The organism is Microbacterium sp. P2_F9 (assembly GCF_056403635.1).
This window is the reverse complement of record NZ_JBFUFC010000135.1, coordinates 1-10,429: the sequence shown is the minus strand read 5'-3', so window position 1 is coordinate 10,429 and position 10,429 is coordinate 1. Positions and strand designations below refer to the sequence as shown.

Below are 10,429 nucleotides of genomic sequence, written 5' to 3'. Positions count from 1 at the left end.
GGAGGGGGTCTTGACCAGGTCGGTCATCTCAGCCGCCGACCACGGCCTCGAGGTTCGTCTGCACCGAGTCGAGGATCGCCTGGGGATCACCGGTCTTGAGGCCCTCGAGCTGCGCGTTGAAGTCTGCGATGACTTCGTTTGYGCCGGCCTCGGTCGGCGGGTACTGCGCGTAGTCCGCCCCGGTGAGGAACGCCGCCAGGTCGGGGTTCTCGGTGCTCCACTGCTCGGCGGCAGACTGGATCGAGGGCATCGGACCGAACGCCTTCGAGAAGGCGAGCTGCTGGTCGGTGGCGGTCAGGTACTCCACGAGGTCGAGAGCGGCCTTCTGGTTGGGGCTGTCAGCGGCCATGCCCCAGCAGTTGGTGAACTGCAGGGTGCCCTGTCCGCCGGGGCCGGCCGGGAGCTCGGCGACCGTGTAGGTGACGTCGGGGTAGTCGTTGGTCATCGCACCGCCGATCCAGTTGCCCTCGATGACCATCGCGGCGAGCTGCTTGCCGAAGGCCTCGCCACCCCAGCCCGCTCCGACGTCCTTCGCGTACGCGAAGTTGCCGGCGTTGAGGCCGTCCTTGACGTAGGTCAGGGCGTCCACGTTCTCTTTGCTGTTCGCCACAGCCTTGCCGTCGACGACGAGGCCGCCGCCCGCTTGGGCCATGAACGCGCCGATGCGCGCATACTCTCCGCCGAACGCGAGCCCGACCACGCCATTGGCGGTCAGCTTCTTGCTCACATCAGTCAGCTGTTCCCAGGTCGTCGGGAGGTCGGCGTCGGTCAGGCCGGCTGCTGTCCACAGGTCGTTGTTGATGATGAGCGCGAGCGTGGAGAAGTCCTTGGGCGCGCAGTAGAAGTCGCCGTCGACCGTGAAGTTGTCGACGAGGGCGGGGTAGAAGTCGTCCTTGTTGCCGAGCTGGTCACCGTAGGCCTTGAGCGATCCGTTGCCGGCATAGCCGGCGATCGCGTCGGGGGAGAGGTAGAACAGGTCGGGCGGCGAACCCGCTGCGAAGCCCTGTGCCAGCTGCTGGTTCATGTCGTTGGCGACTTCGACGGTCGCTTCCACCCCGGAGTCCTTCGACCAGGCGGCGACCGCATCTTCGACGGCGGCCGTCTCGGCCTCGCCGCTCGATCCGATCAGCAGGGTGAGCGCGTCGTCGGATGACGTCAGGTCGCCTGAGCCGGCGGTGTCGGCGGGCTGGTCGAATCCCGAGCCGCCGCAGCCCGTGAGCGCAAGTGCGGCGGTGGCTAGGACGGCGCCGGCTGCCAGAAGTGCGCGCCTCTTGTGCTGTGTCATTTCTCTCTCCTTCGATGAGTCGGATCCGCGGCGGACTCGTGGTCATCCGTGATCGCTCGCGGTGCAAAGTTGGAACGATCAAAGACGTGCCGCTCGGTCACGCTACGACGGCACTCAGCACCGAACAAGGTGGTTGACAGGGCCCTAGAATTGCGTTCAGAACGTTCACAGCGGGGCTCGACGGAGGGATTCGCGTGGCGAAATCACCGACCGTCGAAGACGTCGCGCGGGCCGCCGGGGTGAGCCGCCAGACCGTCTCCAACGTGCTCAACACGCCGGGGATCGTCAAGGACTCCACCCGTGAGCGCGTCGAAACCGCGATTGCGGCCCTCGGCTACCGCCCGCACGCTGCTGCTCGCATGCTGCGCACCAGACGGAGCTCGACCATCGGCATCCATCTCGATCCATACGCAGGCGGCATCTCCGGGGTCGTGCTCGACCGCTTCATCCACGCGCTGACCCAGCTTGCGAGCGAGCGGGGCATGCGCATGCTCGTCTACACGGCGCGGACGGACGCAGAAGAGCTCAGCCGCCTGGCGGAACTGTCCGACAGCGCCGAGATCGACGCGGTCGTCATCACCGGGACGTTCCGCGGGGATCCGCGCACCGGCTGGCTGAGTGAGCGGAAGCTGCCGTTCGTGTCGTTCGGGCGGCCGTGGGGCGCCGATGACGTCGCGGAGCCGCTGCACGCCTGGGTCGACGTCGACGGCGCGGCCGGGACGCGCGCCGCCACCGAGCACGCCCTGTCGATCGCGGGTGCCCGGGTGGCCTTCCTCGGCTGGCCGGCCGGTTCGGGAACCGGGGATGACCGGGAACGCGGATGGCGGGAGGCGATGGCTGCGGCGGGGTCGACGGCCCCGCGATATACGGCGGTCGACGATGTCGGCGTCGCCCGAGATGCGGCAGCGGCGGCACTCGACGCAGGCGAGGCCGACGCGATCGTGTGCGCGAGCGACTCGCTTGCGATCGGAGTCCACCTCGCAGCGGTGGCGGCCGGCGTGCCACGGCTTCCCGTGATCGGGTTCGACAACACCCCGGCCGCGGAGGCGCTCGGGATCAGCAGTGTGGAGCAGCTGCCCGAGAGTGTCGCTGCCGGCGCCCTGGAGCTGCTCATGGGGCCGACCGGAAGTGCGATCGCCCCGCACCCTCTGGGCCTCGCGCACGTCCTGGTGACGCCGCGGCTCGTCGTGCGCTGAGTCGCCTGTCTACCGCGCGCCGCCGATCCGGCGGGCGAGCTCTGCGGCGGCCGGCGCGACCAGCGCCGCGAGGGCCGGGGCATCCGCTTCGGCGTCTTCGGCGTACGTGACGGCCAGAGCCGCGATCGGCCAGCCGCTGTGGTCGCGCACCGCGACGCCCACCGAGCAGAGTCCGAGGGTGACTTCACCGTCCTCTGACGCGAAGCCCCGCGCCCGCGTCGATCGCAGCAGCTCGCGGAGCTCGCCGGGCCGCTGCGGACCGCGGCCGGTGCGGTCGGCGAAGGCCGAGGCATCCGGGAACAGCGCACGGACCTGCTCGCGCGGCAGCGCCGCGAGCATCGCCCGGCCGGTCGCGGTCAGGTGCGCGGGCAGCCGCACCCCGACGTCGGTCACGAGCGCGGGGCGCCGAGGGGCGCGCTCCTCGACGATGTAGACGACGTCCCGGCCGCTCATCACAGCCAGATGGGCGCTCTCCCCGGCGCGGTCGGCGAGCGCGGCGATGAGCGGTCGGCCGAGTCGCGCGAGCGGCTGCTGCCGGGCGAAGCCTCCGGCCAGCTCGAACGCCGCGGTGCCGAGCCCCCAGCGCCGCTCGGCGGGGAGGTGCACCACGAACCCGTGCTCCTCGAGGGCTGAGAGCAGGTGGTACACCGTGGAACGGGGGATGCCGAGCTGAGCCGCGATCGTGCTCCCGGCGATCGGGCCGCGCTGGTGACCGAGGAGCGAGAGGATCCGCAGTGTCTGGTCGGCGGCCGGAACCTGTGGGCGCACCTCCGCCCGCGGCGCGTTGTCTGGGATCACAGACACAGGATGCCACGGAGGACCCCCACGCGCGAGCGTCGGGGTGTGGAATCGGGTCATGGCCACCCTCATCGAAACCGCGGGCGCCCTCGGCACGGTCGTCGTCGGAGCCGCACCTCTGCGCCCCGAAGACGTCGTCGCCGTAGCCCGCCACGACGCGCGGGTCGAACTCGACGCCGGCGCGATGGTGCGCGTCGCGGCCACCCGGGCCCTCGTCGAAGGACTCGCCGACGATCCCGAGCCGCATTACGGCATCTCCACCGGGTTCGGCGCGCTCGCCACCACCTTCATCGCCCCCGAGCGCCGACTCCAGCTGCAGGCGAGCCTCATCCGCTCGCATGCCGCCGGCACCGGCGCCGAGGTCGAGCGCGAAGTCGTGCGCGCGCTCCAGCTGCTGCGCCTGCAGACGCTCGCGACCGCGCACACCGGGGTGCGCCCGATCGTCGTGGAGACCTACGCCGCGATGCTCAACGCCGGCATCACCCCGATCGTGCGCGAATACGGCTCGCTCGGCTGCTCGGGCGACCTGGCGCCGCTGTCGCACGTCGCGCTCGCCGCGATGGGCGAGGGGCAGGTGCACGTCGCCCCTTCGACAGGCTCAGGGACCGGGAAGCTCGTCGAGGCGGCGGACGCGCTCGCCGCGGCATCCATCGCTCCGCTCGAACTGCGCGAGAAGGAGGGCCTCGCCCTCATCAACGGCACCGACGGCATGCTCGGGATGCTGCTGCTGGCCCTGCACGACCTGTCGGTGCTGCTCGACACGGCCGACGTCGCCGCCGCGATGTCGATCGAGAGCCAGCTCGGGACGGATGCCGTCTTCGCCGCCGACCTCATGGCGCTGCGGCCGCAGGTCGGCCAGGCGGCCTCGKCGGCGAACCTGCGGGCGCTCCTCGCGGACTCGKACATCATGGCGAGCCACCGCGACCCCGCGGTCTGCACCCGGGTGCAGGACGCGTATTCCCTGCGCTGCTCGCCGCAGGTGCACGGCGCAGCGCGCGACACCGTCGAGTACGCCCGCACGATCGCGTTCCGGGAGCTTTCGTCGGCGGTCGACAACCCCGTCATCACCGACGACGGCCGGGTGGAGTCAAACGGCAACTTCCACGGTGCACCGGTGGCGTACGTCCTCGACTTCCTCGCGATCGCCCTCGCGGACGTCGCCTCCATCTCGGAACGTCGCACCGATCGCGCGCTGGACCCCGCGCGCAGCCACGGCCTGCCGCCTTTCCTCGCGCACGAGGTCGGCGTCGACTCCGGGCTGATGATCGCGCAGTACGCGGCGGCAGGGATCGTCTCCGAGCTCAAGCGGCTCGCGGTCCCGGCATCCGTCGACTCCATCCCGTCGTCGGCCATGCAGGAGGATCACGTGTCGATGGGCTGGGCCGCCGCGCGCAAACTGCGGCGCGGCGTCGACGGGCTCGCCCGCGTGCTCGGGATCGAGGTGCTCACGGCCGCTCGGGCGCTCGACCTGCGGGCGCCGCTGCAGCCGGGCCCCGCGACCCGCGCGGTGCGGGACCTGGTCCGGACGGTCGTCGATGGACCCGGACCCGACCGATTCCTCTCACCCGACATGGAGACGGTGGCGGAACTCGTCCGCTCGGGTGCCGTCGCACGCGCCGCCTACGAAGGAGCACCGAGATGACCACCACTGACACCACGTCGACAGGCTCAGTGACCGAGGGCACCAAACCCGCCCGGGTCGTCCGTGCGGCTCGCGGCAGCAAGCGCACTGCCAAGAGCTGGGGCGCCGAAGCCGCCAAGCGCATGCTCATGAACAACCTCGACCCCGACGTCGCCGAGCACCCCGAAGACCTCGTCGTCTACGGCGGCACCGGCAAGGCCGCGCGCAGCTGGGCGGCTTTCGACGCGATCGTGCGCACCCTCGATGAGCTCGAGCCCGATGAGACGCTCCTCGTGCAGTCCGGCAAGCCGGTCGGCGTGTTCCGCACGCACGAGTGGGCGCCCCGCGTGCTCATCGCCAACTCGAACCTGGTCGGGGACTGGGCCACCTGGCCGGAGTTCCGCAGGCTCGAGGCGCTCGGCCTCACGATGTACGGCCAGATGACGGCCGGATCGTGGATCTACATCGGCACGCAGGGCATCCTCCAGGGCACGTACGAGACGTTCGCCGCCGTGGCGAAGTCGCTCGGACGGGAGTCGCTCGCCGGCACCCTGACGTTGACCGGCGGATGCGGCGGCATGGGCGGCGCGCAGCCGCTCGCCGTCACGATGAACGGGGGAGCCGTGCTCATCGTCGACGTCGACGAGTCGCGGCTGGCTCGGCGCGTGGAGCACGGCTACCTCGACGAGTACACGACCGACCTCGACGACGCCGTCGCCCGGGCCGTCGCGGCGAAGAACGAAGGCCGTGCCCTCTCCGTCGGTGTCGTCGGCAACGCCGCCGAGCTATTCGGCGACCTGCTGCTGCGCGGGGTGCCCATCGACATCGTCACCGATCAGACCAGCGCGCACGACCCGCTGGCCTACCTTCCGGTGGGGATCGCCTTCGAGGATTGGCGCGCCGAGTCAGACCGCGACCCTGAGGGCTTCACCGCGCGGGCGCGGGGTTCGATGGCGAAGCAGGTCGCGGCGATGGTGGGATTCCAGGATGCCGGGGCCGCCGTCTTCGACTACGGAAACTCCATCCGGCGCGAGGCGGAGCTCGGTGGCTTCGAGCGGGCCTTTGCCTTCCCCGGGTTCGTCCCGGCCTACATCCGTCCGCTCTTCGCCGAGGGCAAGGGCCCGTTCCGCTGGGTCGCCCTCTCCGGCGACCCGGAGGACATCGCCAAGACTGATCGAGCCGTCAAGGAGCTCTTTCCCGAGGACGCCGCCCTGCATCGCTGGCTCGAACAGGCGGCGAACAAGGTCCACTTCGAAGGGCTGCCCGCGCGGATCTGCTGGCTCGGCTACAAAGAGCGGCACCTCGCGGGCCTGAAGTTCAACGAGATGGTGGCCTCCGGCGAGCTGTCCGGGCCGATCGTCATCGGCCGCGACCACCTCGACGCCGGCTCGGTCGCTTCGCCCTACCGCGAGACCGAGGCAATGGCCGACGGCTCCGACGCGATCGCCGACTGGCCGCTCCTGAACGCCCTGCTCAACACGGCGAGCGGGGCCTCGTGGGTGTCGATCCACCACGGTGGCGGCGTCGGGATCGGTCGCAGCATCCACGCCGGACAGGTCACGGTCGCCGACGGCACGGCCCTCGCGGCCGAGAAGCTCGAGCGCGTGCTCACCAACGACCCCGGCACCGGGGTGATGCGCCATGTCGATGCCGGTTACGAGCGGGCCAAGGACGTCGCGCGCGAGCGTGGCCTGAAGGTGCCGATGCTGTGAGCGCGACCCTGATCACGAACATCGGCGAGCTGACGACGAACGCCGGCCCTTCGACAGGCTCAGGCACCGACGGGGATCCGTGCGGCACGATGACGGATGCCGCGATCCTCGTCGACGGCACGCGCATCGTCTGGGTCGGCCCGGCGGCGGAGGCCCCCCGAATCGGTGGGCCCGCGGTCGTGGACGCCGGCGGCCGGGCCGTCATCCCCGGTTTCGTGGACAGCCACACGCACCTCGTCTTCGCGGGGGACCGTGCCGACGAGTTCGAGGCGCGGATGGCCGGCACGCCGTATGCCGCCGGCGGCATACGGCGAACGGTCGCCGCGACCCGCGCCGCCACAGACGAGGAACTGCGCCGCCGGCTGGCCCGACTCGTGGCCGAGCTGCGCGCCCAGGGCACGACGACGTTCGAGGTGAAGACCGGGTACGGCCTCACGGTGCACGACGAGGAGCGACTCGCCCGCCTGGCCCGCGAAGTGACCACCGAGGTCACCTACCTCGGCGCGCACGTCGTGCCCGCCGAGTTCGCGGATCGCCGCGAGGAGTACGTCGACCTCGTCTGCGGCCAGATGCTCGCGGCCTGCGTGCCGCATGCCCGCTGGATCGACGTCTTTTGCGAACGCGGCGCCTTCACGCCCGACGAGTCCCTGCGGATCCTGACGGCGGGCATCGTGCAGGGCCTCCTTCCCCGGGTGCACGGCAACCAGCTCGGGCCGGGGAAGGGGGTGCGGCTCGCGGTCGCGGTGCGCGCGGCATCCGTCGATCACTGCACCTACCTCGACGACGACGACGTCGCCGCGCTGGCGGGCTCCGACACCGTCGCGACGCTGCTGCCCGGCGTCGAGTTCTCCACCCGTCAGCCGTATCCCGACGCGCGCCGGCTGCTCGATGCCGGGGTCACCGTCGCTCTCGCGAGCGACTGCAACCCCGGGTCGAGTTTCACCAGCTCCATGCCGCTCATGGTGGCGCTGGCCGTGCGCGAGATGGGAATGACCACCGCGGAGGCGGTGTGGGCGGCGACGGCCGGGGGAGCGCGCGCCCTGCGCCGCAGCGATGTGGGCGCGATCGCCCCGGGCATGCGCGCCGATCTCGTCCTCCTCGACGCCCCGAGCAGAACCCACCTCGCCTATCGCCCAGGTGTCCCGCTCGTGGCGAAGGTCTGGAAGGACGGCGTCGCCCTCTGACGCCCGCAGACGCTCAGCGTGGGGCGTCGAACGTCCAGGTGTCCGGGTCGACGGCGGTCGCGACATCCCAATCGTCGACGGCCCAGGTGAAGGTCGCCACGGCGCACGTCGGCATGTGCGCGATCTCACCCGACAGCTGCCCGGCGAGCACGGACATGCCCGGATCGTGGGCGACGACCATGACCGAGCCCACGCCGCTCTCCGCGGCCGCCCGCAGCAGCTGCGACGCCGGGGCGCCGTACAGGCGCTCCTGCTCCTGCACCTCGAGCCCGAGCGCTGCGGCGAAGTACGCGGCCGTGGTGCGTGCCCGCAGGGCGGTGCTCGAGAGGATCGCATCCACGCGGAACCCGGAGTCCCGCAGTCGTTCGGCCATCACCGGCGCATCGCGCAGCCCCCGGCTGCCGAGCGGGCGGTCGTGATCGTCGAGCGAGTCGTCGCCCCAGTCCGACTTCGCGTGGCGCACGAGCACGAGTCCGGTCATGACAGCACCGCCCTTCCGGCGAGGAGTTCCAGCACGCACAGCGCGGCGAGGCGGACGGTGCGTCCGTCCGGCGTGTCCGCGGTTGCGTCGACTTCGACGATATCGGCGCTTCGCACCCTGGGATCGGATGCCGCGCCCCGCACGAGGGCGCGCAGCTCCCAGGCCGCGAGGCCACCAGGCACCGATGCGGGGCAGCCGGGCGCGACGGCGCGGTCGCACACGTCGACGTCGATGTCGAGGTGCACCGCGCCGGGACCGGATCCCGCGACTTCGAGCGCTTCGGCCATGACCTCGGCGACCCCGCGGCGACGCACATCGTCGAGGGTGATCACGGTGATCCCGAGCTCGGCGGCGCGCCTGGCGTAGGCCGCGGAGTTGGCGAAGTCGGCGATCCCGACCTGCACGATCCGGCGCGGATCGAGCCCGCCTTCGACGAGACGCCGCACGGGCGACCCGTTCGAGATGCCGTCGCGCAGATCGAAGTGGGCGTCCAGGGTGATCAGGCCCGCGGCATCCATCCCCTGCGCCACCGCGTAGGTGGCGGAGTTGTCCCCGCCCAGCGCGGTCACGAACTCCGCCCGGGCACGCAGCTCACCCACGCGATAGCGGACGGATGCCTCGCCCTCCGGCCCGTCCGGCTCCACCACGTCCCCCGCATCGACGATCGCGAGCACGTCGTTCAGATCGACCGGCGATGCGCCCAGCAGGGTCGGGCTGAAGCGGCGCAGCGCCTCGCGGACTGCCGTGGGCGTGGCGTGCGCACCGGTCGGGGACAGGGACGTGCGCCACGCCGGAACGCCCAGGATCGCGGCATCCACCCGCCCTGGAACGTCATCGGACGACGGCCAGTCGCCCGCGCGCGGCCAGAGGGGATCGTGGGAGAGGGCCATCACGCCGACAAGTAGACCCACGCGACGCGGCCACTCGCCAGGGTCACGGCGCCACGGGTGTACAGGGCGTCCTCGTACTCGTCGGCCGCTTCCAGCTCATCCTCGGTGACCATCAGCACCACGCCGGTGACCTTGTCGCGTGGACTGCCGGTCGCGCGGACAATCGGCTGCACGGTCGGGCCGGAGGTGTCGAGCAGCCTGGGGTCATCAATCTCGATGTAGTCGACCGTGTGACCGGGGAGGATGTCGTCTTCGCCGTCGATCAGGCGCCCGAACGTCTCGAGCTGCACCTCCGGGGTCTGGAGCGTCCCGTAGGTGAAGAGGAGCTGATCCGGACGATCGGACATGTGCACAGGGTAGCGCTCGTGGCCGCCCAGCGAACGTCCAATCCTGAGTCAGCCCAACAGGGCCTGGGCGATCGCGAAGATGACGAGCCCCGCCAGGGCGCCGACGATCGTGCCGTTGAGGCGGATGTACTGCAGGTCGCGCCCGACCATGAGCTCGATCTTCTCCGTCGTCTCCTGGGGATCCCAGCGCTCGACCGTCTCCGTGATGATCGACGCGATGTCGTGGCGGTACCGATCCACGAGGAAGACAGCCGAGTCGGTGACCCAGAGATCCACGCGGTGCTGGAGCGCCGCATCGGTCGTCAGACGCTCGCCGATCTCGCGGAGCGCCTCGACGATCCGCCGGCGCAGCGTGCTCTGCGGGTCGGCCAGCGAGGCGATCAGGCCGGTCTTCGCGCCGTTCCAGGCCTCGGCGGCGAGCTCGCGCACCCGTGGGCTGTCGAAGACCGCGACCTTGGCGTCTTCGAGGCCGCCGATGGTCGCGGGGTCGTGCTGCAGGTTCTCGGCGAGCTTCGCGAGGTAGCCGTCGACGGCGTGGCGGGCGGGATGCTCCGGATCCGCCCGCACCGCCTCGATGAAGCGGACCGCCTCGTTGTAGGCGGTGTCGTCGACCAGCCGGTGGGCGATCGACGGCACCCACTGCGGGAGCCGACGCGACACGAGCCCGATGAACGCGGCGTGATTGGCGGCGAGCCAGTTCGCGATGCTGTCGGCGGCGAGATCGACGGCGGAGTGATGCGCGCGCGCGTCGATGATGCGAACGAGCCAGGTGCCGAGCGGGGGTCCCCACTCCGGCGCGATGAGATGTTCGCGGGCGAGCTGCTCGATCACGTCGCTGACGTCGTCGTCGCTGAGCGCGCGCAGGATGCCGGACGCCATGACGGATGCCTCGGCTCCGACCCGCTCGACCCGCTC

General features: G+C 71.3%; 10 protein-coding genes. 4 read left to right on the top strand and 6 right to left on the bottom strand.

Features of this window, described 5'->3' with window-relative positions:
- Positions 1 to 28: 28 nt before the first annotated feature.
- Complete coding sequence (locus tag AC1DVT_RS13830; RefSeq protein WP_477389629.1) at positions 29 to 1,285, bottom strand: sugar ABC transporter substrate-binding protein; 1,257 nt, start codon at positions 1,283 to 1,285, stop codon at positions 29 to 31.
- A 194-nt stretch (positions 1,286 to 1,479) separates the two neighbouring features.
- Here AC1DVT_RS13830 and AC1DVT_RS13825 point away from each other — a divergent pair, with 194 nt between their 5' ends.
- Complete coding sequence (locus AC1DVT_RS13825; RefSeq protein WP_477389628.1) at positions 1,480 to 2,481, top strand: LacI family DNA-binding transcriptional regulator; 1,002 nt, start codon at positions 1,480 to 1,482, stop codon at positions 2,479 to 2,481.
- Between the two features lie 9 nt (positions 2,482 to 2,490).
- Here the strand turns inward: AC1DVT_RS13825 and AC1DVT_RS13820 are convergent, their stop codons facing one another.
- Positions 2,491 to 3,285 (bottom strand): IclR family transcriptional regulator, encoded by a 795-nt coding sequence (locus AC1DVT_RS13820; RefSeq protein WP_477389631.1) that lies wholly within the window; start codon positions 3,283 to 3,285, stop codon positions 2,491 to 2,493.
- 52 nt (positions 3,286 to 3,337) lie between these two features.
- Here AC1DVT_RS13820 and hutH point away from each other — a divergent pair, with 52 nt between their 5' ends.
- Genes hutH through hutI form a run of 3 tightly spaced genes read left to right on the top strand, consistent with a single transcriptional unit; the run spans position 3,338 to position 7,796 of the window.
- Entirely contained in the window at positions 3,338 to 4,921 is a 1,584-nt protein-coding gene (gene hutH / locus AC1DVT_RS13815) for a histidine ammonia-lyase (RefSeq protein ID WP_477389627.1), read from the top strand.
- A complete protein-coding gene (gene hutU, locus AC1DVT_RS13810; protein WP_477389626.1) occupies positions 4,918 to 6,612 on the top strand; it encodes a urocanate hydratase in 1,695 nt (564 codons plus the stop codon). The genes hutH and hutU overlap by 4 nt, the downstream gene beginning before the upstream one ends.
- Positions 6,609 to 7,796: an imidazolonepropionase gene (hutI, locus tag AC1DVT_RS13805; RefSeq protein ID WP_477389625.1), complete on the top strand. Its 1,188-nt coding sequence runs from the start codon at positions 6,609 to 6,611 to the stop codon at positions 7,794 to 7,796. Before hutU ends, hutI begins: the two co-directional genes overlap by 4 nt.
- A 13-nt stretch (positions 7,797 to 7,809) precedes the next feature.
- On the opposite strand, the gene AC1DVT_RS13800 is transcribed toward hutI, so the two are convergent.
- The 4 genes from AC1DVT_RS13800 to AC1DVT_RS13785 all read right to left on the bottom strand — a co-directional run.
- Complete coding sequence (locus AC1DVT_RS13800) at positions 7,810 to 8,277, bottom strand: SixA phosphatase family protein (RefSeq protein ID WP_457099393.1); 468 nt, start codon at positions 8,275 to 8,277, stop codon at positions 7,810 to 7,812.
- A complete protein-coding gene (locus tag AC1DVT_RS13795) occupies positions 8,274 to 9,167 on the bottom strand; it encodes an agmatinase family protein (protein ID WP_477389630.1) in 894 nt (297 codons plus the stop codon). Before AC1DVT_RS13795 ends, AC1DVT_RS13800 begins: the two co-directional genes overlap by 4 nt.
- Complete coding sequence (locus tag AC1DVT_RS13790) at positions 9,167 to 9,514, bottom strand: gamma-glutamylcyclotransferase family protein (RefSeq protein ID WP_457099394.1); 348 nt, start codon at positions 9,512 to 9,514, stop codon at positions 9,167 to 9,169. The genes AC1DVT_RS13795 and AC1DVT_RS13790 overlap by 1 nt, the downstream gene beginning before the upstream one ends.
- A 48-nt stretch (positions 9,515 to 9,562) precedes the next feature.
- The coding region (locus tag AC1DVT_RS13785) for a DUF445 domain-containing protein (protein WP_477389624.1) at positions 9,563 to 10,429 on the bottom strand (867 nt) is incomplete at its 5' end.

Coding starts and splice junctions, on each gene's coding strand:
- hutU (WP_477389626.1), top strand. CDS start 4,918: ATGACCACCACTGACACCACGTCGACAGGCTCAGTGACCGAGGGCACC.
- AC1DVT_RS13795 (WP_477389630.1), bottom strand. CDS start 9,167: ATGGCCCTCTCCCACGATCCCCTCTGGCCGCGCGCGGGCGACTGGCCG.
- AC1DVT_RS13790 (WP_457099394.1), bottom strand. CDS start 9,514: ATGTCCGATCGTCCGGATCAGCTCCTCTTCACCTACGGGACGCTCCAG.
- AC1DVT_RS13800 (WP_457099393.1), bottom strand. CDS start 8,277: ATGACCGGACTCGTGCTCGTGCGCCACGCGAAGTCGGACTGGGGCGAC.